We start from the raw sequence: 24,439 nt of genomic DNA on the forward strand, positions 1-24,439 counted from the left end.
GAGAATGTCTGCAATATATTTATTTCTAAAAAACCGCGTGCTATGCGCTGTTTGTGCAATATTTATCCTACTTTTTGGATTTATCTCGCTAGAGAAAATCCCCTATCAGCTACTCCCACAGATAAATCGCCCCACCATAAGTATCTACACCACTTGGGCAGGAGCTTCACTCTATCAAGTAGAAAAAGAAATCATAGACACCCAAGAAAAACACCTAAAAAACCTAACCCATCTCCAAAGTCTAACTTCCACTTCACGCGACGGTATGGGAATCATAAACTTAGAATTCTCACTAGAAGCCGATATGCAAAGCGTATTTTTGCAAGTCAGCTCCAAGCTAGAAGAAATCAGTGGCTACCCCGAAAATGTCCAAAAACCTATCATCAAAGCCACAGGCGAGATAATCCCAATCAGTGTGTATCTTTTTGCAAAAAGTTTGGATTCTAGGCAGCCCATAGAAAAGCAAAAAGACTTCATAAATGGCGAGATAGTCCCCCTATATGAGCGAATCGAGGGTGTGGGCGAAGTGATAATTTCAGGTGGAGTATCAACCCAAGCTCATATCTACCTAAACGCCCAACAGCTAGCCTACAACAACATAACCATAGAGGAAATAATAAGCGCGATAAAAACCCAAAACCGCAATATCTCCGCAGGCAACATAGACTTTGACCAGCGCAACTATCGCTTGCAAACTATTGGAGAATATCGCTCGCTAAATGAAGTGCTAAACACTATTATCAAAGTCCAAAATGGCAAGGTTACAAGGCTAAAAGACACGGCAAGCATTGAGATTTCTCACGAGAAAAAAACAAGCCACAATATCCACAACAACGATGAAACTATCTCTATCCAAATCCGCCCCACCGCAGAAGCAAACATACTAGAGCTGACAAAAAAGGTGGAGGATTTGACAAAGCACCTAAACACCGAAGTCCTACCAAAATCTAGCCTACAAATAGAGTGGGGGCGAGACCAAAGAGGGTTTATCCTAAATGCACTATCCCAACTAAAGCTAAGTATTGCACTAGGAATGACCCTAGCAATCCTCGTTCTGTGGCTTTTTTTGCGCAATTTTACTTCGCTTTTTATCATCGCCCTTGTGATTCCTCTAAGTATCATAGGGACTTTTATATCACTGCATTTTTTCAATCGCACGCTAAATATCATCTCCCTAGCAGGCATTTCTTTTGCCATTTCTATGGTAATAGATTCTGGTATCGTGGTGCTAGAGTCGATTTTACGAAATCAAAAAAAATCCAAAAACACCATAGAATCCACTGCTAGAGGTGTGCGCGAAGTGCTAGGTGCACTTTTTGCCTCCACTATCACTACGATTGGGATTTTTGTGCCTATCATTTATTTGAAAGATGAGAGCGGGCAGCTATTTGCCGACATAGGCATAGCAGCAAGCAGCGCGATTATCATTGCGTTTTTTGTATGTATATTTATTTTGCCTGCATTTTTGCTTAAACAAAATGCAAAATCTCCTAGCGCGAAATCCACCCTAGAATCAACCAAACCAAGCACAAAATCTAACCAAGATTCTAGCCCATACCATAGAGCACAATCCAAAGATTTACACTATACAAAATCCTATTTTGACTCTCTACCACAGACAAATCCACTAAAATCATCTCTACAAACATTTTGGTATAAATCCCGCCAAAATTTCTACACACTTTGCAAAACCTTGCGCTACAAATTTTTACACTCCAAATATTCACAAAAACTTCCACAAACACTCATCACTATAAATGCCCCTTTTGTCAAAAATCTACTTCATAGCACCAAGCAAAAATGCGTAAATATAAATTTCCAATCAATCTCGCAAAAATATTTCCAAATGATTTTGCGCTACACAAAGCCGCTAGCCAAATCCTACAACAAAGCCACGCAAACCCTCATAAATTCCACAAATGTAGCAAGCGCAAAATCTAAGCAATCTTGCAAAACTCTATATGCAAAATACAGCGCAAAAGCACTGCCACTCATTGCCAAAACCACCACTCATCTAAAGACTTTTTTGCAACTTTTCCAAGCCAAAAAAACGCAATTTTATGCGTGGCTTGAGGAAGTAGGAAAATTTTTAAGTGGCAAGATAATGAAAGGATTATATTTTTGTGCGCAAACACCAAAATCTAGGATTATTAGCATTGTTTCATTTTTGGGAATTACGCTAGGATTTAGCCTGCTTGCATTTCCTAAAAGCGACTATATGCCAAAAGGAGAGCAAAACTTCATCATAGCCTATCTCGCCCCTCCGCCCGGACTATCGCTAAACGAAAAACAATACATTGCAAGCTCGATTTATGAGCATATCTCGCCGTTTTTGCGCGTAAATGGCTACACACAAAAATCCCAAAAAAAATGTCAAAAAACAAAAGACAAAAAATCCTGCGTGCCTGTGATAAAAGATTTTTTTGTAAGCGTGGGCAATAGCATTTATTTCTACCTTGTCGCGCAAGACCCAAAGCAAGCAAGTGCTCTTATAGATTTTGCTAGAAATCTCATCGCCCAAATCCCAAATGTTTCAGGCGTGGTGCTTCGTCAAGAGATTTTTAGCGCGGCTGGTGGAAGCAGTATCGATATAAACCTTAGTGGTGGGGATTTAAGCAGGCTAGCAGATGCTGCACTTCGCACGCAAGAAGTGCTAAATGAAAAATTCCCAAGCCTAAATGTCCGCATAGTCCCATCTCTTGCAGAAAATAACCGAGAGCTAAACCTATACCCAAACACCTACGCCCTGCGAACAAATGGCTTAGATGTCGCTAGCTTTGGCAACATAGTAGAAGTCATCACAGAGGGCAAAAATCTAGGAAGTGTCCGCGCTGGTGGGGTAAATGAGCAAGACTATATCGACTTAGTGCTAAAAGACAGCGAGCAAAATCGCTCCCCCGAAGATATACTCTATGCCCAAGTGTATGCACCAAGCGGACATATCATAATGCTAGGCAGCCTAAGCGAAGTAAAAAACGAGCTAGGCATAGCCCGCATAAGACACTATGAGCAAAAGCGCAATATTTTGCTCATACTAAACCCCACAAACCTAACCAAAAACGCACCATTAGAAGAAGTCATAGATTCTATAAAATCTAGCGTAATAGAGCCTCTAAGCACAGAATTTAGCGACATAGACATAAACCTTAGTGGCAATGCAAACAAACTTAGCAGGCTAAAAGGCGAGCTAGCTTTTGGATTTGGCTTGGCAGTGGTGATTACTTACTTGATTTTAAGTGCGCTTTATGGGAGCTTTTTTTATCCATTTTTTATTATTTTGTCCGTGCCTCTAGCCACAAGTGGCGGGCTTTTGGGACTTTTTCTAGTCGATAAACTAATCGCGCAACAAAATCTAGATGTCCTCACAATGCTAGGATTTATAATCCTTGTAGGAAGTGTCGTAAACAATGCGATTTTAATCATCTACCAAGCCCGCATAAATTTCTTGCACTATAAAATGTCGTGGTGGGATAGTGTGTTTGATTCTACCCATACAAGACTTAGCCCGATATTTATGAGTATGCTTACAAGCGTGCTAGCACTGCTTCCACTTGTGGTGTTTGCTGGTGCGGGCAGTGAAGTCTATCGCGGGCTTGGTGCGGTGCTTATAGGTGGACTTGTGGTGGGGGGAATCATTAGCATATTTTTGATTCCTGCACTATTGCTAAACTTCCCACCAAGAGAATCTTTGCCAAAAGAGTCTATGCCAAAAGATTTTGCTAAATCTAGTGAATCTAAAGATTTTTTATCGCAAGATTCTAGTTTAGATTCTAGTTCGCCAAACTCTAGTTTGCAAAAATAGCAAGATTCCAAAAAATCATTTTTGCAAAATCCACCCAAAAACAATACATAAAGGACAAAAATGAGATTTTACATTTTCTTTGCTGTTTTGTTCTCTTGCGCTTTTTTCATAAGCACTGCAAACGCACTAAATATGCAAGAAGCCATTACCAAAGCTACGGAATATTCTGCCAAAATTTCAGCTCAAGCTAGCACCACAAGCGCAGCTAGATTTTACAAATACTCTACTTATGCGGGATTTTTGCCAAGCCTTAGTGCAGGCTACACCTTTAGCCACAATGCCCCAAGCCTTAGCCCCACATACTCGCTAAATAGCCTAAATATCACGGCAAATATGAATGTATTTCGCGGTTTTAGTGATTATCTAAATTTCGCAGAAGCAAGGCAAAATCTAGCAAGGCAAAATCTAAGTCTTAGCAGTGTCAAAGCTGATATTATCCTCTCTACCAAGCTAGCCTATATCAAAGTCTTGCAAAATCGCGCACTACTAGCCACAGCAAGCGAATCTGCCAAACTACTAGAGGGTCAACTAAAAAAAGCGGATTCTTTCTATCAGCAAGGATTGCGTGCCAAAAACGAGGTGCTAACAATGCAGCTTCAGCTCTCAAATGCCAATATCACGCTAGAATCTGCCAAAATGAATCTAAACTACGCATTAGCCGAGCTATCAAACCTACTAGGAATAAGCATAAACGATGAGGAAGTAAGCGAGATAGACTCAATCGACTTAATAGAATACAACAAAGACAATCTACTATCACTCGCGCTAAATAACAACCCCGACTACTTAAGCCAAAAATCTCGCCTAGAATCTGCAAATATTGAGTTTAGACGCGCTAAGGGAGCGTTTTTGCCACAGGTGGATTTGGTGGGTGTGAAGTATTGGTATATCGATGGTGCAGGGCAAGCAAGTGCAAACTACGGGCTACAAAGCCAAGTGCGACTAAATGTCAGCCTAAATCTTTTCAATGGACTAAAAGATGGATTTTCCTACCAAGTCAAGCGATATGATGTGCTTGCCTCAAAATCCACACTTAGCCAATACGAGCGCAATTTGGAGCTAAGCCTAGAATCTTTGCTACGCGACTACCAAAACGCTAAGCACCAATTCCAAATCGCCCAAGATTCCCTCCAAAAAGCAAAAGAAAACTACCAAATCATAAACAACCGCTACTTGCAAAATCTATCCACTTACACCGAGCTAATCAACGCTCAACTACTCCTAACCACAATGCAAACAAGCATAAACCAAGCCCGCTACAACTTAATCTCTATCCAAGCAAATATCGAGCGACTAAGCAATCCCTAGCCTACTAAAATCTACCAAAATTTACAACGCGTTTTTTTAACCTTATCTTTTTTTGATTCTTGCAATCTTAAAATCTATCTTGCACGATTTTAGCTCACATATTTTTTTAAAACTTTAGGCACAAAATCATACTTTACACAAAAATCATAACACAAAAATCATACTTGCACAAAATCAAAAAGCATTAAAATATTTGCTTTATAATCAACTTTTGATTTTGCCAAAATCTTAAATTAAGCAAATCAACCATCCAAACGCCTAGCAAACGGACGCGCTATGAATGACACACTTACCTTTTTAGCTCTGTTTTTGATATGCTTTGTGCTAGCAGGCTGTGCTTCCATAGTCCCTAGCACGCACTATCTCAAGTCCAAGCCACAAAGCGATTTTGAAGAGAGGGATTGGCTATCTACTCCTATCGCCCTGCCCTACTTAGAAGAACTACAAGAGCCTCAAAAAAGTGGTGCACTGCTAGTGAGTGAGGGAAGCCACGCGATACTTCATCGCATAAGCCTAGCGCGAATGGCACGCTACTCTATCGAAATCCAAACATATATCTACAAAAACGAGCTTGCTTCACGCGTGCTTATGCACGAAATCTATGAAGCAGCAAATCGTGGCGTAAAGGTAAAAATTCTAATCGATGATAACGGACTAGACTCGGACTACTCTGATGTCATCGCTCTAAATCATCACCCAAATATACAAGTGCGGATTTTTAACCCCTACCGAAATAGAATCAAACTTTTTCGATTGCCAGAGATGATTTTGCGATTTGACAAAATCAATCGCCGTATGCACAACAAACTTTTTATCGCGGACAATATGGCTCTAATCATCGGTGGGCGAAATATCGCTGATAGCTACTTTGACTCTAGTGTGAATGTAAATTTTGCCGATACAGAAGCGTTTTTCATCGGCAAAATTGCCAAAGACGCCAAAGAAAGTTTCAAGCAGTATTGGGAATATCATCGCTCTATTCCTGTGGAGTTTTTGCCCTCAAAGCGTAAGATGAGGAAATTTATGAAGCACTATCCCAAAATCATCAAATCCCTAGAATCTGATGAGGAAAAGTGGGAAGAATACTCCCAAGCCATAAATGAAGCTATCGATAACTATCAGCAAAAACAAAATAAAATGTATTGGGGGGAGGCAAAACTCATAGCCGATGATGTAAAAAAAATCGATGAGCGCAATCCCACAAGCAAAATCTATGAGGAGCTAAAAGACATTTGGGAGGGCACAAATGATAGTATCTATATCTCATCAGCATACCTTGTCCCGGGCAAAAGAGGACTAAAAATGATGCAAGATTCTATCCAAAACGGGCTAAATCTATTTGTGCTTACAAACTCTCTCTCAAGCACGGACTCACTCCCTGTGTATGCAGCGTGGGAGAGGTATAGAGATAGTCTTGTGCGGCTTGGAGCACAAGTGTATGAATACCGCAGAGGCGAGGACAAAATCAAAATACGCGGACGAGCTTCCAAAGGTGCAAGCCTGCATAGCAAAGTGCTAGTCTTTGATAAGCAAATCACTTGGATTGGCAGCTTCAATCTAGACCCCCGCTCAACTGTGATAAACACCGAAGTAATGGCGACTTTTGATAATGCAGAATTTGCCACAGAAGCCACAAAACTTATCCACATAGATATGCAAAGAGCGTGGAGGCTAGAGCTACAAGGTAGCAAATCCAACAAAAATGACGAAAGTCGGGGAGGCAAACTGCGGTGGTGTGCGCCCGAATATGTCGAGGACTCTGCCGATGAAGCAAATAAGCAAAGTAGCCTCATAGATGACTTTGTGCGTGAGGGTGGCGAGCTGTGCTACAAGCACTCGCCCGATACAAGCGCATTTTTGCGCTTGCTAAATGTGTTTATGCGACTTCTTCCAGAGAATCAAATCTAGTAGAATTTTTTGAGTCTTGTTAGAGTATCAAAATTGATATAGCAGTATTTAAATTCAAACAGTGTATGATTCCATTTTTTTTTGATTCATATTTTTTTACGCAAAAAAGCTTTTTTTAAGATTTTTGCATTGCGTGGTTTTTTTATAATTTTTGTTTTATTACAAAAAGCTAAACAATGAAACATTACATACGAGTAATTACTACTGTTGCCATACTCACTCATAAGTAGAGGTACTTTGCCTTGTAATTGCGAAAATGTTGAAAATATTGGTTAATCAACACTTAATGCACCAAATTTGCGCTATTAAAGTAAAATAAAAAAGGTATGCTTATTTTGCGCCACCACTTTTGAGTCAAAATTTTTACACTCTTTTCAAATACCTTAACGCTTTATATATTTGTATGTATTGAATCCAAAATTCAGCTTTATATAACTAACTCTTTACTTTATAATGTTCATCTATCTGATGCTTAGATCTTCTCCCTTTCCGCTACAATAACACGAATTGAAATCTTGTGCGAACGCCAATATTTCTATTCTTTTTCATCAATACTATGGAATTTTTTTGTATTTTCTGCAGTTGCTGCTACATCTATGCCTCGCTTATACCAATCATAATGTTTTGCAAGATGACCTAAATCAAGTGCCTTAAATCCTTCTTTACATAAATCAGAAGCTAAAACACAAGCTGTTGCACCACACATTAAGATATGTATAAAACTCTTGTCGTAACATTTTAACCTTGATAATGTTTCATCATATACACTAAAACAATCTCTGTTCGGCACAAATTCATAGTGCAATTCTAGTGCAGTATCATAAACATTAAATTTAAGATTATCAGCAGCTTCTTTACAACCAACAAGGACGAGTTTTTTGCCCTTAAAATAATGTCTCCATATTTCAAAATCACGCCCACAATGTTGCTTTGAAAAATATTCTGTTGAATAATATTGCATAGAATAGTTTATATATTTATCATAAGCTCTCCGAGACTTTGGCACACTGTACATATAACAATTTTTTTCCATATGATTCGTATCTCTCAATAATCCAATTACATTCTGGAATGGGGCAAATATATTGTTTATCCCAACACACAAATTTTCTTGTTCATTGGCTATAATTTCTTGCATTCTCATTGCTAACTTTTTGTCATATTTTTGATAAAACATACCCTCTCCGTCAATAATGGCTATCTCCGCGTCCCCAAATCGTGCAAGGCTTTTATTTGAATTCAATAACTCTTGTATCGTGTCCTCACTAGTCTTGATATTTGGGCGTTTGACACCACTTGATGGAATTTGATATAAAATTTGCTCAATAAGTAAATCAACTTCTAATCGTTTTAATCGGTTCAACCCTTGTATGTCTTTACGAATATCCCTTATCGAAAAACGAAAACTATCCCTTATGTTCCACAAAAAATTACGCACGAATTTGTAAAGCAAAATCACTCCTTATAGATTTTTATGGTCATAGTACAAAAAAAAAAAAAACGAATTGTAAAAAATTTATGAATTCAATATAATTTAATCAAAATTTACCGTGATTATTTCATTTACACGGCACTCTACTTTTAAACAAGATAGATGGGTTTTGTTTTATTTCTAAGCCACATTAACCTTACCGATGAGTTTGAACGCACAAGAGTAGTTGAACAAGATAGAAAAAACTCTACACCACATCATAGGGGACAAGATAAGCGTAAAATTCTGCAAAGCAAACACACATTTATCTGCTAACTGATGAGATTCGCACTTGTAATGTCAAATTTAAAAAAAAGCAAAACAATCTAGAAAAAGCACTTAAAAGCCACCCTCTTCGCGAAATTTACACAGAGCATCCCCCATTTTTTTTACGAAGGAAACTATGGAGTGGTAAAAATCCACAAGACAAACAAGCAATCAAATCCCAAATTACAACCTAAAAAAGAACTTACCAAACTTAAAAAATAGCGATTTTAAAAGCACCCTCTCCTTGCAGGAGGGGTGTGATACTAAATAAATCTGCACAAGAATCTAACCACCACCTATCCCACTCGTGCTATGGGAGGGGAATCCTCCCACTCACTTTGAAAACTAGAAACTCATCATTGCAAGAATTGTGAAGCGATTAGTGGCAATCCATACTATGCCAAAAAACGCAAAAACCACAAACGCTGAATTACCCTTTGCAATCCAAAACTATTGAGCGTATGTAAGATTTGGTATATTTGTGAGATTTCAAGCAGTATTTCTATCAACGATAATTTACCTATTTTAGATACAAAATATTTAAGAAATGAAATCTACAAAAACATTTGCAGATAGCGGAAATATGGTTTTTGAAAATGATAGATTGATTTTAATGGACGGGAAAAATTCTGGCGAAGTATTTATCGCAACCGAACAAGGATTTTTTGGAAAGCACTTTGAAAAAACTTGAATATTCTACGATTGCTCAAAATATATTTGCTGGTTTTTTTGTTACTTTATTATAAAGATTTTTCGAAGAGAATAAAAAGGGAACAGCAATGCCCCACTTGGATAGAAAATTATTTGTAAATTTAATGATTCCACTCCCACCACTAGCTTAAGCAAAAGACAAATCGCCCAAACCCTTAAAAATCTCTTTATTATAAGTAAAGGTTTAAGTGTAGAGTAAAAGTCTAATTTAAAGTCATTATAGTTTTTAAGTTTTGACCTCTTACATATTTTAGCCTTTGCTAATTTGGCACTACTTCACCAAATTTTCAAGCGACTCTTTTGCTTGCTCCTCGCTTAATGCGCCCACGATATTATGCGGGATATATGCTTCCTCTAGATAGGCGATTTCATTAGCACTAAGTTTGACACTCATCGCGCCCACTGCTTCATCGATATATTTGGTTTTATTCGCACCGATGATTGGCGAACCAGCACCTTTTGCCAAAAGCCACGCTAGAGAGATTTGACTCATCGCCACGCCTTTTTTCTTTGCGAGTTCATTTACGCGCTGTGCGATGATTTTATCCTGCGCCTCTGTCTTGTCATACTTGCCCATAGCGGTTTTATCCGTCTTGCTGCGAATCGTATCGCTTTTCCACTCTGCACGAGCCAAACGGCCACTTGCCAAAGGCGAGTAAGGCATAAGCGTAACGCCTTGTTGTTTGCAGATTGGGATTAGCTCCCTCTCGTCCTCGCGGTAGAGCAGGTTATAGTGATTTTGCATAATGCTAAAAGGCGTGAGATTGTTATCTTTTGCCACTTGCTGCATATTTGCAAACTGATAGCCATACATCGCAGACGCACCTAAAGCGCGGACTTTCCCAGCCTTTATAGTCTCGTGCAACGCCTCCATAGTCTCCTCAATAGGCGTAGTGTAATCAAAGCGGTGGATAATATAAATATCCAAATAATCCGTGCCAAGTCGTTTGAGTGTGCCATCAATCTCGCGCAAAATCGCCTTGCGTGAGAGCACGCCTTTATTGAAATACACCTTTGATGAGATGATTACTTCCTCGCGTTTGGCAAATTTTTTGAGTGCTTTGCCGAGATATTCCTCGCTAGTCCCCGCAGAGTAGATATTTGCCGTATCAAAGAAATTTAGTCCCTTTTCTAGCGCATATTTGATGATTGCTTCGCTCTCTTTCTCATCAAGCGTCCAATCGAGGAAAGTCCCTGCCTTGCCAAAGCTCATCGCGCCTATGCAGATTTGTGAAATCTCAATGTCTGTGTGCCCTACCTTGACGAAATTAACGCCGTTTTTGGTGCGCGAAGTGTTTGCTTTCATACTCGCTCCTTTTGTTGAATTTGTGTCTTTTGCCATTAGTGGCAATGTGCCTATCATCGCCACGCTAGCAAGTTTGGCAGAATTTGTGATAAACTCGCGCCGTTTTAAATCGTGTAGATTTTGCATTCTTACTCCTTTATTTATGGGGATTTTGCGCTTAGATTTGCCTACCCCCACCTAAGTTTATGCTTTATAATTCGCCAAAAAGCTCACCGTTTTTGGGTCTCTATGGTCGATAAAGAGCGATTTGCCTGTATCAAGTTTGGCGATTTTTGCCTTGTCATCGGCATTTAGTTTGAAATCAAACACCGCAATATTTTCCTCCATTCGCGCCTTTCGCGTGGTTTTTGGAATGACGATGACATTGCGTTCAATTAACCACCTCAAAATCACTTGCGCAGGGGTTTTGCCGTATTTATCGCCAATAGATTTTAGCACCTTGTTGTTAAACATATCGTTTTTGCCCTCTGCGAAACTCGCCCAGCTTTGCACCGCTACACCCAAGTCGTTGTTGATTTTTTGCTCATCGACTTTTTGGAAAAATGGGTGCATTTCAATTTGATTTACCGCAGGTTTTATGTCGTTAAATAGGCAAAAGTCCGTGATTTTATCGGCATAAAAGTTACTCACGCCAATCGCGCGGATTTTCTTTTCTTTGTAAAGTTTGCTCATCGCCCTCCACGCGCCATAAGTGTCGTTAAATGGCTGATGAATGATATACAAATCAATATAATCCACCCCTAGCTTTTTCAAACTCGCATCAAAGGCTTTGAGTGCGTCTTTTTCGTTTGCGTGGCTTATCCAAAGTTTTGTTTCGATAAATAAATCCTCGCGCTTTACCCCGCCACTCATTGCGGTTTTTAGTGCCGCGCCTACGCCCTCTTCGTTAAAATACGCCTGTGCGGTGTCGATTAACCGATAGCCCACGCTTATGGCGTCTTCCACGCATCTTTGCGACTCGTTTTGTGGAATCTGATAAGTCCCATAGCCTAGTATTGGCATTTTCACGCCGTTATTGAGTTTGATTGTTTGCATATTTGCTCCTTTTTTAGCATTTTTCATATCTTTTGCAAGCAGGGGCGAAATCCCAGATATTGCGCCCGCCGCACCTACTGCCACTCCTGCTAGCGCGAGTTTGCTAGTGTTTTTGACAAACTCCCGCCGTTTTTGATTGCTGATTTTATCGCGCTGTGTAGCGCGCACATCGCGGTTTGTTTCATTCATTTTTGCTCCTTATGGTAGATTTACCCTCTAGATTCTAGAATCTAGAGGCGATAATGGAATTATAAAAGATGAGAGCAACTATCAGTCAAGGGGTAAAATGCAAATTTTTGCAAAAAATGAGGAAAACCTCAATCTTTTTCCCCTCGATTTTCCCCACTTTTTCCTTATTTTTTCAATGTCAGCTCATCAAGCGCAGCAAGCGCGTTTAAGCTGCGTGGATAGCCGATATAAGGCACAAGCGCGGTAATCACTTCGATGAGAAACGCCCTGCTATGCCCGATATTTAAGTTACCTTGAATGTGCGCTTTGACTTGCGAATCCGCCCCACCAAGAGAGGCTAAAATCACAAAGGTAAGCAACTCCCTAAAGTGTAGCTCCAGCCCCTCGCGCGTGTAGTAATCCCCAAAGCAATTCGCGCTTAAAAACTTGCGGATATGCTTTTCATCATTTGGCGCACTCGCATTGCCTTTGTCAATGGCAGAGCCAAAAAACTTCCTTTGCACTTCTAGCCCTTTTTCGGCTCGATTTTCCCGCGTAGTCGTGCCTTGTGGCTTTAGAGGGAGTTTTATGCCTTGTGCCTTAAAGACTTCGTTACTCAAAAGCAAAAAGTCCATACTCTTGCCAATGCCGATATAGGGCGTGGTTTGGTAGATAATCTCTTTGATTTCAGTGGGATTTACGCCGTTTTTTAGCGCGGCGGTAAGCATAGTGCGAAACTCCGCCTTGCCCTGCACTGCGATAAGTGCGGCTAAAATGAGCTTTAGCCGTGTTTGTAAATCAATGCTTTTGCTCTCCGCAAACACTTCATCAAAAGCGAAATTCGCGTAGTTCTCTATAAACTCGGGGTCGGTTTTTGCCACTCCCCCGCTAATGTTGCCAAAAAGTTTGGCGTGGTTTTGTTTTGCTGTTGTGGATAGATTCATATTTGCTCCTTTAGTTGATTTCGCGCTTGTGTTCGCGCTTAGTGGCAGTGCGGTGGCAAGTGCCGTGATTCCAGCGATTTTCGCCGAATCTGCCAAAAACTCCCGCCGTGCTTTATCACGCAAATCTTGTGAATCTTGCGTATCTTGTGAATCACGCCTTAAGTCGCGCAAATCGCTTGCGCTTAAATCGCATCGTGATTCTTGCAAATCACTTGTGCTTACACCTAGCGCGAAATCTTGCAAATTTCGCCGTGTTTTTTCATTCATTCTTGCTCCTTAAATTTAGGTTTTTCCCTCTAGATTCTAGAATCTAGAATGAAAAAACACAATTATAAAACCTGATAGCAACTCCAAGTCAAGAGGTAAAATGCAAAATTTATAAAAATTTGTGCGTGAAATTTTATGTGTGTTTTATACGCGCAAAAAATATTTGCATTAAACTTTAAGCCAAATATGCTAACATCTCTTGCGATATTTTGCCAAAAACAAGAGCAAAGAAAAATCTAAAAGCCACGAATAAATGGAAATGACAAAATGACAACAGCATTAGCTAAGCGCGACAATCATACCGAATTTGAACCACATAGCGACTCATCTTTGGCAGACGCATCGCGATTAAAAACCCCAAACCTTAGCTTTGCAAATTGTGATTACAAAGAGCTTATCGCTGATATGCAAAAGCAAGGTTTGCAAGTGGATTGTATCCTAACCGACCCGCCGTATAATATTTCGCGCAATCATCAGCTTGGGTTTTCAAATATGGGCAGAGCGGGAATGGATTTATTTGTCTAAAAACAATGTTTTAGACGGAGTCCAATTCTTAGCAAAACCATCTGCTTTTTGCAACCACCTTTTGATTCTGTCTTTGGGTGCAACGCTTTCCCCCCAATACTCTACAAAAAGTGCGTCTTCCATACGAAATGCGGCTTCTATCATTTCGTCTTCTATAAGTTTTAATGCTCTTTTAATATATATACCACCATTATCATCGTTGCTTGGATTTGCAACGCTACCTGCAGAAAATAAATCTCTAGCCTGATGACATAAGACACCGTGATATGTTAAAAGATATAAAACCATATCATCATATTTATTTTTAGAACGACCTGATTTTACTATTGAAGGACACAGTAAAGCCGCTTCAGCTCTTAGCTTAGTTTTTTCTTCCAAACTAAGATTAGTATATAATCTGGCTTGTAATGGCGTAGTGTGAGTATCTACTTCTCTATCATCTATCCACCACAAACGCCCATCTGGATGAATTTTTCTAGCATAAGACCTTATATAGCGCATTTTTTCTTGCATAGGCAACGAACGAAAATTATCATAAGAAATTCCCATTTGTTTAAATAATGATTCTTTTTGCTTTGTTATATCAGGTTGTAATTCAACTTCAAATCTTGGAACATGAGAGGTTCTTACATGAATTACGCTATTTTCGTATTCAGCCCATCGCACCTGCGGTGTTCCACCCATTTTACCAAACACGATATAGATATGTTTTACTTCATCTATGCGGTGTGTTTCTAATACACTATTGGCAACACTTCGCCAAGTATCATTAAGAGTAAATTTTACTTCGACACCATATTGTCCCATAGCAATATCTGGGAATGCTTGTGGATGCGGGCTAAAATCAATACTGAACTTCTTATAGGTTTTTGTGAGATTATGTAATACTTCTCTAACCCTATTTTCAAATTGCGATGATGTTTTAAATATACTTTTTTGAGATTCTGCAGTAAGTTCAATACAGCATTTATTCAAAATTGATTCAAAATCATTTTTTGTCATATATTATCTACTTTAAATTATAGATTTGATAGAGTTGGCAATGTGCCACGCCAAAACAGGTGGAACAGCATTGCCTATTTGTCGTTCCGTCTCCCTTAATCCGCAAGGAAACACAAAGCTATCAGGGAATGATTGTATTCTGGCTGCTTCACGCATTGACATTCGTCTAGGTAAAGAATAATGAAATTGTATATTCCCATGACATTCTGCCCTTATGGTATATCCTGCCCTATCAGCGAGTAATTTTCTATTGCCTTGCTCTGCACTAGCTTTTGCCTCACTCCAAATATGTGAAAAGTCCCTATCATAAGGGTGTGATTCTAAATCTTGCAAGGCAGTTTTTGCGCTTATGGGAATTTTACAAGTAGGTTTCGGTGGAATAAATTCAGCTAAATCTTTTCTAGTTCCAACAAAAATAACTCTTTGTCTAGTTTGAGGAACTCCATAATACTCAGCATTATAGGGTTGATAGTTAAGGTTATAACCCAATGAATAAAAATCGTCTAAAATTTTATTAAGAGAATCTCTATGTTGTTTTAATAATAATCCACCAACATTTTCTACTACAAATACTTTTGGCTTAATACGCCTAATCGCCTGAACAATGCTGATATATAAACCACTTCTTACCCCTTTAACTCCGAGCATTTTACCATTTATAGATATATCTTGGCAAGGAAAACCACCAATAATAATATCCGCATATATTGGCATATTATTTAACTCATTGTTAATATCCCCTTCAACAATGTGATTACCTAAATTTTTTCTATATGTTTTACACGCCGCACTGCTAATTTCATTTGCCCAAATAAGTTTAAAACCTGTTTGCTTATAGTATTTATTAAGAAAATAAAACCCACCCACAAAACCTAAATCCATACCACCACAGCCAGAAAACATAGAAACAATCGTTGCCTGTTTCGTAGATTTTTGTGTTTTTTCGATTTTTGGATTATCAATGCTCGACATAAAAGCTAAATTATCAAAACTTTGTATTGATTTTGAAGCTGACATATCCACCTCACCTAGTTTTTACAGAATTATACAAAACTATTGTATATATTTTAAGAATTTTTTTTATCAAAAATTCTGCGCCAAAGAGTTTGATAGCAAACTCGCTCCCATTAGCATTTCTAGCTTTATTACGCTTATAGAAAAAAGTGCGACATTTAGCGAGTTTAGCGCGAATTTTGATAGGCTTTTTGTGGATAAACTTTTGCGCGATAAAACAGACGAGTATGTCGATAGTGTGAATTTTGTGAGAAATTTAATCTAATCCAAAATCACTGTGTCCAATTTTCTATCCTAAGCCCAGCGATTTGGCTAAATTCGCGCTCATTATTTGTAACCAAAATGAGCTCATTTGCCAAAGCAGTGGCAGAAATCAGCATATCCATATTGCCGATAATCTGTCCTTTTTGCTCCAAATCTGCCCGTATTTGCGCATAAATTTGTGCTTCTTTCAAACCAAAATCATAAATCACAAGCGACTCTAGCATTTGATTTAGCATTTTTGCATTGTGCGCTTTAAATTTGGACTTCTCAATGCCAAAAAACAGCTCACTTGCGACAATAGAGCAAGTAGCCAAATCCCCAAGTTGCATTGTGGCGATTTTTTCAAAGACTTTTTGGGGATTGTGATTTATCACATAGACAAGGATATTTGTATCAAGTAAATATTTTGCCAAAGTCCCTACCTTGCGGTTCATCATCATTTGGAATTGCTATTTTCCCGCGAAATTGTGTTGCCGCCTTAAAAAAACTTTGCCACGAATCGCCTTGTGATGCTGGTTTTAGCAAAATATTATCGCCTAATTTTTGTATCTCAAATGCCTTGATATGCTCCACATTCACACCCTTAGGAATGCGAATCGCCATAGAATTGCCACTTTTAAAAACCTTTGCTAACATTTTGCGCCTTTGTATATTTTAATGCAAAAGTATATACAAAATATGATTTAATACAACTTAAAATTTATGCGATTTTAGGCGCAAATCGCACACGAATCGCCTAAGATTCACGCGCGATTCACGCAAATAACGCACGAATCCACCCGCGAATACAAAAAATCTACTTCGCTTTTTTTAGTGTGGCTTTGTATTCCTCATCGCTTACTTTCTCAAGCCAATTCACATTATTGCCGTCTTTTATGCCTGTTAGCGCGATATGTGCGCCACTTTGCTTATCTCCCGCGCCGTGCCAATGCTTCAAATTCGGCGGGCAAAGGATTGTGTCGCCTTCGCGTGCGATTTGCACCTCGTCTTGCTCCGTGCCTGTGATGATGACGCCTTTGGTAACGATAAGCGTTTGCCCCGCAGGGTGTGTATGCCACGCACTTCTAGCCCCGCGCTCAAACTCTACCAATCCCCCGCCAAATGGACGATAGGGTGCGTCATTAAAAAGTTTGGTTACCTTAACTTTGCCTGTGAAAATCTTTTCATCACCTACAAATCCCCCCAAACTCCCAGCTTTCACAATCTCTTGGGCTTCTTTTGCGCTTGTGATATTTACTAGGCTTAGCGCAATCACGCCTGCTACAATCGCGCTTCTTAGCACTGCGCTTGCAAAAAGTGTGCTCTCAAAAGCTACGCTCCCAAAAATCATTTCCCCCAAATCCGCGCTAAACGCGATAGATTTTACTCCGTTCATATTCACTCCTTTTGCTCTAAATTTAGGCTAGAGAGCCACCTGCGGATACTTGACTTGTTTGCCCCGAAGTTAAACTTCTCTCCATCTTTGACTATCGCATTTGGTGCGAGTTTTTGCATTTCGCGCGGTGCAGGGTCGATACCGCTCCCACCGCTCGTGCAAAATGGCACGATAACCTTGCCACTAAAATCCGTGCTTTCTAAAAAGCTAAAGATGATATGCGGGGCATTATACCACCACACGGGGAATCCTATGATTATCACGCTAAAAGGTGCTATGTCGATAGTTTTGGCAAGCTCGGGGCGTGAGGCTTTGTCCTTGCACTCGATTGTGGTGCGACTTTGCTCATTTGTCCAGTCCAAATCCGCCTTGCTGTAAGGCACTTTTGGCGCGATTTCAAAAAGCTCTACTTTGCCCGCCTCGCTAGATTCGCCTGCCTTTCCACTATCGCCTGCAAACTCACTCGCCACCTTTGCGATAGTTTCCGCCACTTCTTTTGTGATACCACTTGCGCTAAAATACGCCACTAAAATATTCATCTCACACCTCCTTTGGTTTTTTATAGTTTTCAAGCGTTTTTATGATTTTGGCAGGATTTCCGCCTACGATGACATTTGGCGGGACATCTTTGGTTACCACCGCACCCGCTGCGATTATGGAGTTTTCCCCTATGCTTACGCCCGGGCAGATTGTCGCACCGATTCCTACCCACACTCTATCGCCGATTTTGACCCCTTTGCAAAATGTCGCTTGGCGATTGTAGGGGTTGAAGTCGTGGTTTATCGTGGTGATTCGCACATTTGGGGCTATCCACACATTATCGCCTATTTCTATCCCGCCTCTATCCATAAAGGTGCAGTTTTGTTGCAGCAAAAAGCCCTTGCCTACGCTAATGTTTTTGCCAAAATCCACAAAAAACGGCGGCATTATCCAGCAGTCCTGCCCCACTTCTTTGCCGATGATTTGGCTAAAAATCCCCCGCACTTTATCGCTATTTGGTGGGAGTTTGTTTAGCTCGTAGCACAGATTTTGCGTTTGCTGTATAATGGCTAAAATCTTGCTAAATTCAGGCTCATTCATATCCACCATTTCCCCACTTCTATCTCGCTCAAATATATCTTTACTCATTTTCGCTCCTTAAAATCTTTTAGATTCGCGCTTTTTTGCTAACGCCTACTTCCCGCTAAAGACAGGGAAATATGAGTGTTCGCCGTAGTCTTTAAATTTCATTTTCTTTAGCGTATCCAAATCAGCTTCACTAATCGCAAAATCCACTTGCGCGTTTGAAGCGATATGCGCAGGATTCACGCTTTTTGGCAGAGGAATCGTGCCAATTTCTAACGCGTAGCGAATGCAAAGCTGTGGCGCACTTACGCCGTATTTTTGCGCCATTTTTTGGATTTGCTCATCTCTCAAAAGTTCGCCGTGTGCGATAGGCGAGTAAGCCTCCACCACCAAGCCCTGCGCCTTGCAGTAGGCTATCAAGTCAAAGGCCGTGTTGCCTATGTGGGTTAGGATTTGGTTTGCCATAGGCTTTATGGTGCAGTTTGCAAAGATATTTTCCAAATCTTTTTGCAAAAAGTTGCTTACGCCAATGGAGCGGATTTTCCCCGCTTTGTGCGCATCTTCTAGCGCACGCCACGCCTCAATATTGCCCTGTGAGTAGTCCCCACCGCGAAAATCATTCCACGGCTGTGGGCTATGAATCAGCATCAAGTCAATAAAATCAAGCCCGAGTTTGCTAAGCGATTCATCAATGCTTTTTGTAGCGGATTCGTAAGTCTTATGCTCGGCGCGGACTTTTGTGGTTACAAAGATTTCCTCGCGCTTTAGTCCGCCTTTTATCGCAGCTCTCACGCCCTCGCCCGTGCCGACTTCGTTTTCATAAGCCTGTGCGCTATCAAAGTGGCGATAGCCTACTTTTATGGCTTCGCTTATGACATTTGGCACTTTTTCATTTTCGATTCGCCAAAGTCCAAGCCCTAGTTTTGGGATTTTTACGCCATTGCTTAGGGTGTAGGATTCGCCTAAGATTCCTTTTAGATTCGCGCTATTTGCACTATTTGTGGGTAAATCGCTTGAATTGCCCGTGCTAGATTCGCTTGAATCACTCGCGCTTAAATCGCTTTTGTTTGAATCGCCACACGCCACAAAGCTACCGCCAATCACAGCCGCCGCACACATTCTGCGCATAAATTCGCGCCGTTTTTCATTGTCTAAATTCTGCATTCTTGCTCCTTAAATTTAGGTTTTTCCCTCTAGATTCTAGAATCTAGAATGATAAAAACGCAATTATAAAAGATGAGAGCAACTCTAAGTCAAGGGGTAAAATGCAATTTTTTGCAAAATTTTGGTGCTTTTTAGATTTTGTGTGGGAAATTTTGCTGTTTTTGCACTTGACATTAGTCCCTAAAAAGACTATAATTCGTCCTCATAAAGACTATTTAGCTTCCAAAACGCTAAAATTGCTCTAAAATTATCGTAAGGAAAAGTGATGAAAAAGCCAATCACGCACGCGCAAATCCACGATTTTAACAAGCTGTATTACAAAACGCTTGGCTTGTATGCGAGGCTTGATAACGCACTTGGGATAAATGGATTTCTCTACAAAGTTTTATACGCGCTTGCAATCAGCGATTTACACACGCAAAAAGACATCGCACAAAGCTATGAAATGCCAAAACAAACGATAAATAACATTATTTTATCGCTCCAAAAACAAGGATTTATCGAGGTGCAAACTAGCCCCACAGATAAGCGCGAAAAGCTCATAGCCCTCACTCCAAGTGGCAAAATCTACGCCCAAGACTTCATCGCAAAATACACGGACTTTGAGCAAAAAGTCTATGAAAAACTTGGCGCACAAAAGCTCCAAAAACTTATAGAGATTTTTAGCGACTATGAGAGGGCATTTAGCGAAATGCTAAGCGAGATTTACACGCAAAGTGCGCAAGATAAGGGAGCGCAAAGCACAAAAAAAGAGCAAAGCACCCAAAACCAAACCCAACAAAACGGAGGTGCAAAATGAATGCGTGGATTGTGCTGGGAGTGGCGATTGTGTGTGAGATATGCGCGACTAGCTCGCTTAAATACAGCGCGATAAGTGGCAACAAACTCTTTATCGCGCTTTTCGCGCTCTTTATGGGTGCGAGCTTCGCCTTGCTTTTTCAAGCAATCAAAAGCATTGACTTAAGCATAGCTTACGCTGTGTGGAGTGGAGTGGGGCTTGTGCTAGTGGGAGTGGTGGGCTTTGTGGTGTTTAGAGAGGAAGTAAGCGTGATAAAGTTGCTTTGTATGGCATTTATAATCATCGGCGTAGTAGGGCTAAAGCTCCTCTCAAAAGCATAGATTAAAACAATTTGTTCTGGGGTATGCGATTCACACGGCGTATCGCCCATTGCTTCGTCAATAGACTCCAAGTCTTATTTCCTTGCAAGGGGCAAAACGCCGTGCAAAGCCACACCGCCATTACTTCGATTGCGCTAACGCGAATCTATAATTTTATCGTCATTGCGAGGGCGAATCGTAGATTTGCCACGAATTAAGATTTAAAGGTTTTTTATGCAAATGTATCAAAACACAAGTTTTACCGCACTTTGTAAGCACTATATCGCCCCAAGTGTTGTATCAGCGGTATTTTTTTCGGTGTATGCCATTATTGATGGCATTATCGTGGGGAGCTATTTAGGAAGCGAGTCTTTGGCAGCTATGGGGCTTGTGATGCCTTTTATGTTTATCTCTTTTGCCCTTGCAGATATGATAGCCATAGGCTCATCGGTGCAGATTTCCCTGCGACTAGGGAGGGGCAAGGCACAAAAAGCGTGCGAGATTTTTTCAGCGTGTGTGTTGGCAATCGTGCTTATATCTTATTGCCTAGGGCTTGCACTCTACATTGGAATGGAATTTTTGCTTGATTTTATGAGCGTGAGTGAGTCTATAAAAGACTTGTGCGTGGAGTATTTAGAAGTCATCGCTATTTTTATGCCTATCATTTCGCTTTCCTACGCGCTTGATAATTATTTGCGCATTTGCCAAAAGGGCGTTTATGTTATGTGGGTTGGGGTTTTTGTCGTGCTTTGCAATGTCGCTTTGGTGTGCCTTTTTGTCATCGTGCTTGAGTTAGAGATTTTTGGTGTGGCTTTGGCAATGTGCTTAGGGCTTAGCTTAGGGACTATCCTTAGCCTAATGCCATTTTTCACGCAAGATTTGGTGCTAAAATTTTGCTATCCCAAAATGAAGCTAAAAAAGTTCTTAACCGTGCTATACAATGGAAGCTCTGAATTTATGGACACGGCTTCAGGCTCGCTATTTGCGATTTTTGCAAACGCGACACTTCTAAAGCTAAGCGGTGCGCTTGGCGTGGCAGTGTATGCGGCGATTTTATACATTGATGGGCTAGTAGTTTCTGTGATAATGGCGGCAAATGGCTCTTTGCAACCGCTTCTAAGCTATTTTTTTGCCAAGCGCGATAGAGTGCAAATCAAGCATATTTTGCGTATTTTAATCACTATAAATGTGGCGTTTTCACTCTTTGTGTTAGCTATTTTAGGCATTTTTAGGGCAGATTTTGCAGGATTTTTCGCTAAGCAAAACAATGCCGAGTTTATCGCGTTTATGTCGCTAGCCCTTTTGCTTTATAGCTTTGGCTACATTGCAATGTGGTTTAACGCCCTTACAAACGGCGTTTTGACAGCGTTTGATAAACCAACCCTCTCAATGCTCATCTCACTTAGCACAAACCTCATCGCCCCGCTTGCGTTTTTGATGATTTTGCCTAGATTTTGGGGTGTGGAGGGCGTGTTTATCGTGCATTTTTTCGCTGAAATCTGCGTGTTGATTGTAAGTGTGATTTTGCTTAAAAAAGCATTGCAATTGTAGGGCTTAGCACTTATTTACCCTCGCCAAAATCGCCTTTTTATAGCGACTTGCTTACATTATCAGAATTTAAAACCACATTCTATGTGATTGTATTTTTTATAACCCCCTTGACATAATAATATATTTTTTATATAATCAAATTTTTATATTATATAAAAATCATAATTTAAAGGAGCGACAATGCCAAAGAAAAATAACGAGGGTTTTATCCATTTGGGCTTTTTATCTAGGCAAATCTCGCTAATGCTCTATGATGAGCTAAGCGAGATTTACGCAGATTTTGAGCTTGACTCAAGGTGTGCGGGCATACTTTTTATGGGACTAGAGGATAGCTTCTCACAAACTCATATCGCAAGTCTTGCCCGCACGGATAAAAACACTATCGGTGTGATGATAGATTTACTGCAAGAAAAGGGGCTTTTAGAGCGCAGGCAAAATCCAAACAACCGCAAGGAAAATTTGATTGTGCTGACAAAAAGCGGGCAGCAAATCGCCCTATCTTTGCAAAAAAAGATTGCCAAAAAGCAAAAAGAGATTTTAGCCTTTATGACAGATGAGCGATACAGCGCGTTTTGCAGGGATTTGCTCGAAGTATATAGTGTGCTAAAAATCAAACAAACGCACTAAAAAATCAAAAGGACACAAAATGAAAAAATTTACAATTATCCAATACACCGACCCTATGTGTATTTGGTGCTACGCACTAGATGTTGCGTTGCGCAAAATTGAGTTTAGCAATGCTAATAGCGTGGAGATTCAAAATACACTCGGGCTTTTGGTGCGCGATTATAGCGACATTATCGGCAATGATGAATTTACGCCTCTGCGACTTCAAAAGTTAAAAGTGCAGATGAAAAGCCACTTTTTAGACGCCGCAGGGCGCGCAGGACTGCCTATAAACATAGCACATTTGGAGCAAAAACAGCCTCGCGATATAACCTCTCTGCCCGCAAGCCTTGCAATAGAGGCGATGAAAATCGTAGATGAGAGATTGCAAGGAGCGTATTTGCGCCGTGTGCGTGAGGCTTTTCACAGCGATGGGCTAAACACAAGCGATGAGAGCGTCTTGCTAGATTTGGCAGGCGAGTTTTTAAGCGATTTGAATGCGTTTAGAAACGCCTTGCAAAATGGCGAAGCACAAAATGCGCTTGATAAAGATTTGCAGCAATGCTACGCAAAGGGTGTGCGCTCATTTCCCACTATGGAGATTGTGTATGAGGGCAAGCACCAAATAATTGCTGGCTTTATGGGCTATGAGGAGCTAAAGGAGCATATTTCTAGGCTTACGCAGGGTGAATTTATCCCGCAAGAGAAGGGATTTAGCGATGAAAATCTGCTTGAATTTGTGGGGCGATTTGCTCGTGTGAGTGAGAGTGAGGCTACAAACGCGCTTAGCGTGGATAAAACTACGCTTAAAGAGTGCGTAGAAAGGCTATGTAGTGCGGGCATACTTGCAAAGCAGAATTGTGGGGAAAGCTACTTTATCACGCTAGCACAAAACTCTAGCTGTCATAATGGGCAGTGTCAAAACGCGCTTTTTGCGTGATTTAAGATTTTAGATAAAAGGAGAAAAAATGAAAAGATTACTAAAAATTGTCGGGATATGTATCGTAGTATGCGGACTTGGACTAGGTGGCGCAGTGCTTTTTAGCAATGCTAGTAGAGGCGAGTTTATCACCCAAAAGAGCGGTATCCACTTTAGGATGATAAAGTTTGGCTTTATCGAAGTTCTTGGTGAGTTTAGGGAGTTTCACGCGCAAGGCATAGTGCAAAATGGCAAAGTCGTGGAGCTAAAAGGCACGATAGATGCGACTTCTGTGGATAGCAAAAATGAAGTGCGAGATGAAAAAATCCGCGCACAAGAGCTGCTTAATGTCGCGCAAAATCCTGTGATAGCGTTTGAGATGATAGAGTTTGCCTCCTCGCAAAATGGCGATGATAAAGACAGCGATGATATGGGCACAGGCACTATTGTGGGCAATCTCACGCTAAATGGCATAACAAAGCAAGTAGCCCTAAAATCTCACATTAAGCTAGATAACGCACTATCGCTTCGCACGCGCATAAATGTCAAGGATTTTGGTATGTCAAACTTTCCTGTCGTGAGTGATGAAGTAGAGATTAGCGCGAATATCGCTTTAGGGGAGTAGATTTTACTAAGGGGATTTTGGCTTGTGATAGTCATTTGAGTTTG

25 protein-coding genes are annotated in these 24,439 nt (G+C 40.4%); 13 read left to right on the forward strand and 12 right to left on the reverse strand.

The window, feature by feature from the left end:
* The first annotated feature begins 4 nt into the window (after positions 1-4).
* From HMPREF2086_RS10835 to HMPREF2086_RS06285, 3 genes are all read left to right on the forward strand, one after another.
* Positions 5-3,802, forward strand: a complete 3,798-nt coding sequence (locus HMPREF2086_RS10835) for an efflux RND transporter permease subunit (RefSeq protein ID WP_023927930.1) — start codon at positions 5-7, stop codon at positions 3,800-3,802.
* A 60-nt stretch (positions 3,803-3,862) separates the two neighbouring features.
* Positions 3,863-5,110 carry a TolC family protein gene (locus HMPREF2086_RS06280; protein ID WP_023927931.1) on the forward strand — a complete coding sequence of 416 codons (1,248 nt, stop codon included), beginning with the start codon at positions 3,863-3,865 and terminating at the stop codon, positions 5,108-5,110.
* Between the two features lie 276 nt (positions 5,111-5,386).
* Positions 5,387-7,018 (forward strand): phospholipase D family protein, encoded by a 1,632-nt coding sequence (locus HMPREF2086_RS06285; protein ID WP_023927932.1) that lies wholly within the window; start codon positions 5,387-5,389, stop codon positions 7,016-7,018.
* Between the two features lie 535 nt (positions 7,019-7,553).
* Here HMPREF2086_RS06285 and HMPREF2086_RS06290 read toward each other — a convergent pair.
* Positions 7,554-8,471, reverse strand: a complete 918-nt coding sequence (locus HMPREF2086_RS06290; protein WP_023927933.1) for a GT-D fold domain-containing glycosyltransferase — start codon at positions 8,469-8,471, stop codon at positions 7,554-7,556.
* Between the two features lie 832 nt (positions 8,472-9,303).
* Here HMPREF2086_RS06290 and HMPREF2086_RS11560 point away from each other — a divergent pair.
* Complete coding sequence (locus tag HMPREF2086_RS11560) at positions 9,304-9,447, forward strand: hypothetical protein (RefSeq protein WP_156921315.1); 144 nt, start codon at positions 9,304-9,306, stop codon at positions 9,445-9,447.
* Positions 9,448-9,738: 291 nt separating this feature from the next.
* On the opposite strand, the gene HMPREF2086_RS06295 is transcribed toward HMPREF2086_RS11560, so the two are convergent.
* The 3 genes from HMPREF2086_RS06295 to HMPREF2086_RS06305 form a co-directional block, all read right to left on the reverse strand.
* Positions 9,739-10,899: an aldo/keto reductase gene (locus HMPREF2086_RS06295; protein WP_023927935.1), complete on the reverse strand. Its 1,161-nt coding sequence runs from the start codon at positions 10,897-10,899 to the stop codon at positions 9,739-9,741.
* 57 nt (positions 10,900-10,956) lie between these two features.
* Positions 10,957-11,997: an aldo/keto reductase gene (locus HMPREF2086_RS06300; protein ID WP_023927937.1), complete on the reverse strand. Its 1,041-nt coding sequence runs from the start codon at positions 11,995-11,997 to the stop codon at positions 10,957-10,959.
* Positions 11,998-12,161: 164 nt separating this feature from the next.
* Complete coding sequence (locus HMPREF2086_RS06305; RefSeq protein WP_023927939.1) at positions 12,162-13,187, reverse strand: carboxymuconolactone decarboxylase family protein; 1,026 nt, start codon at positions 13,185-13,187, stop codon at positions 12,162-12,164.
* 267 nt (positions 13,188-13,454) lie between these two features.
* Here HMPREF2086_RS06305 and HMPREF2086_RS06310 point away from each other — a divergent pair, with 267 nt between their 5' ends.
* Complete coding sequence (locus tag HMPREF2086_RS06310; protein ID WP_023927941.1) at positions 13,455-13,712, forward strand: hypothetical protein; 258 nt, start codon at positions 13,455-13,457, stop codon at positions 13,710-13,712.
* Here HMPREF2086_RS06310 and HMPREF2086_RS06315 read toward each other — a convergent pair.
* Together HMPREF2086_RS06315 and HMPREF2086_RS06320 are read right to left on the reverse strand one after the other, a co-directional pair.
* Positions 13,701-14,714 carry a hypothetical protein gene (locus tag HMPREF2086_RS06315; RefSeq protein WP_023927943.1) on the reverse strand — a complete coding sequence of 338 codons (1,014 nt, stop codon included), beginning with the start codon at positions 14,712-14,714 and terminating at the stop codon, positions 13,701-13,703. The two genes, HMPREF2086_RS06310 and HMPREF2086_RS06315, sit on opposite strands and share 12 nt — an antisense overlap.
* Before the next feature lie 12 nt (positions 14,715-14,726).
* Positions 14,727-15,686, reverse strand: a complete 960-nt coding sequence (locus HMPREF2086_RS06320; RefSeq protein ID WP_034560426.1) for a DNA cytosine methyltransferase — start codon at positions 15,684-15,686, stop codon at positions 14,727-14,729.
* Here HMPREF2086_RS06320 and HMPREF2086_RS06325 point away from each other — a divergent pair.
* A complete protein-coding gene (locus HMPREF2086_RS06325; protein WP_034560427.1) occupies positions 15,676-15,993 on the forward strand; it encodes a hypothetical protein in 318 nt (105 codons plus the stop codon). The genes HMPREF2086_RS06320 and HMPREF2086_RS06325 overlap by 11 nt on opposite strands.
* 7 nt (positions 15,994-16,000) lie before the next feature.
* Here HMPREF2086_RS06325 and vapC read toward each other — a convergent pair whose 3' ends face one another.
* The 6 genes from vapC to HMPREF2086_RS06355 form a co-directional block, all read right to left on the reverse strand.
* A complete protein-coding gene (gene vapC, locus HMPREF2086_RS06330; protein WP_023927946.1) occupies positions 16,001-16,432 on the reverse strand; it encodes a type II toxin-antitoxin system tRNA(fMet)-specific endonuclease VapC in 432 nt (143 codons plus the stop codon).
* Positions 16,386-16,628: an AbrB/MazE/SpoVT family DNA-binding domain-containing protein gene (locus tag HMPREF2086_RS06335; protein ID WP_023927947.1), complete on the reverse strand. Its 243-nt coding sequence runs from the start codon at positions 16,626-16,628 to the stop codon at positions 16,386-16,388. Before HMPREF2086_RS06335 ends, vapC begins: the two co-directional genes overlap by 47 nt.
* Positions 16,629-16,788: 160 nt before the next feature.
* Entirely contained in the window at positions 16,789-17,274 is a 486-nt protein-coding gene (locus HMPREF2086_RS06340) for a cupin domain-containing protein (protein WP_408605733.1), read from the reverse strand.
* A 95-nt stretch (positions 17,275-17,369) separates the two neighbouring features.
* A complete protein-coding gene (locus tag HMPREF2086_RS06345; protein WP_023927949.1) occupies positions 17,370-17,906 on the reverse strand; it encodes a flavodoxin in 537 nt (178 codons plus the stop codon).
* A gap of 1 nt (position 17,907) precedes the next feature.
* Positions 17,908-18,495 carry a sugar O-acetyltransferase gene (locus HMPREF2086_RS06350; RefSeq protein WP_023927950.1) on the reverse strand — a complete coding sequence of 196 codons (588 nt, stop codon included), beginning with the start codon at positions 18,493-18,495 and terminating at the stop codon, positions 17,908-17,910.
* 45 nt (positions 18,496-18,540) lie between these two features.
* Positions 18,541-19,596, reverse strand: coding sequence for an aldo/keto reductase (locus HMPREF2086_RS06355; RefSeq protein WP_023927951.1), 1,056 nt, complete (start codon positions 19,594-19,596; stop codon positions 18,541-18,543).
* A gap of 265 nt (positions 19,597-19,861) precedes the next feature.
* Between HMPREF2086_RS06355 and HMPREF2086_RS10840 the strand changes: the two genes are divergently transcribed.
* The 7 genes from HMPREF2086_RS10840 (at position 19,862) to HMPREF2086_RS06385 (ending at position 24,395) form a co-directional block, all read left to right on the forward strand.
* A complete protein-coding gene (locus HMPREF2086_RS10840) occupies positions 19,862-20,395 on the forward strand; it encodes a MarR family winged helix-turn-helix transcriptional regulator (RefSeq protein WP_023927952.1) in 534 nt (177 codons plus the stop codon).
* Positions 20,392-20,715: a DMT family transporter gene (locus tag HMPREF2086_RS06365; protein ID WP_023927953.1), complete on the forward strand. Its 324-nt coding sequence runs from the start codon at positions 20,392-20,394 to the stop codon at positions 20,713-20,715. Before HMPREF2086_RS10840 ends, HMPREF2086_RS06365 begins: the two co-directional genes overlap by 4 nt.
* 23 nt (positions 20,716-20,738) lie before the next feature.
* On the forward strand, positions 20,739-20,912 hold the full coding sequence (locus tag HMPREF2086_RS11920; protein ID WP_187367102.1) for a hypothetical protein: 174 nt from the start codon (positions 20,739-20,741) through the stop codon (positions 20,910-20,912).
* A gap of 22 nt (positions 20,913-20,934) precedes the next feature.
* On the forward strand, positions 20,935-22,245 hold the full coding sequence (locus tag HMPREF2086_RS06370) for an MATE family efflux transporter (protein WP_187367103.1): 1,311 nt from the start codon (positions 20,935-20,937) through the stop codon (positions 22,243-22,245).
* Between the two features lie 180 nt (positions 22,246-22,425).
* A complete protein-coding gene (locus HMPREF2086_RS06375) occupies positions 22,426-22,872 on the forward strand; it encodes a MarR family winged helix-turn-helix transcriptional regulator (protein ID WP_023927955.1) in 447 nt (148 codons plus the stop codon).
* Between the two features lie 19 nt (positions 22,873-22,891).
* A complete protein-coding gene (locus HMPREF2086_RS06380; RefSeq protein WP_023927956.1) occupies positions 22,892-23,791 on the forward strand; it encodes a DsbA family protein in 900 nt (299 codons plus the stop codon).
* A gap of 28 nt (positions 23,792-23,819) precedes the next feature.
* A complete protein-coding gene (locus HMPREF2086_RS06385; RefSeq protein WP_023927957.1) occupies positions 23,820-24,395 on the forward strand; it encodes a YceI family protein in 576 nt (191 codons plus the stop codon).
* Positions 24,396-24,439 lie beyond the last annotated feature (44 nt).

It is taken from the genome of Helicobacter macacae MIT 99-5501, from assembly GCF_000507845.1.
GTDB classification, from domain to species: domain Bacteria; phylum Campylobacterota; class Campylobacteria; order Campylobacterales; family Helicobacteraceae; genus Helicobacter_B; species Helicobacter_B macacae.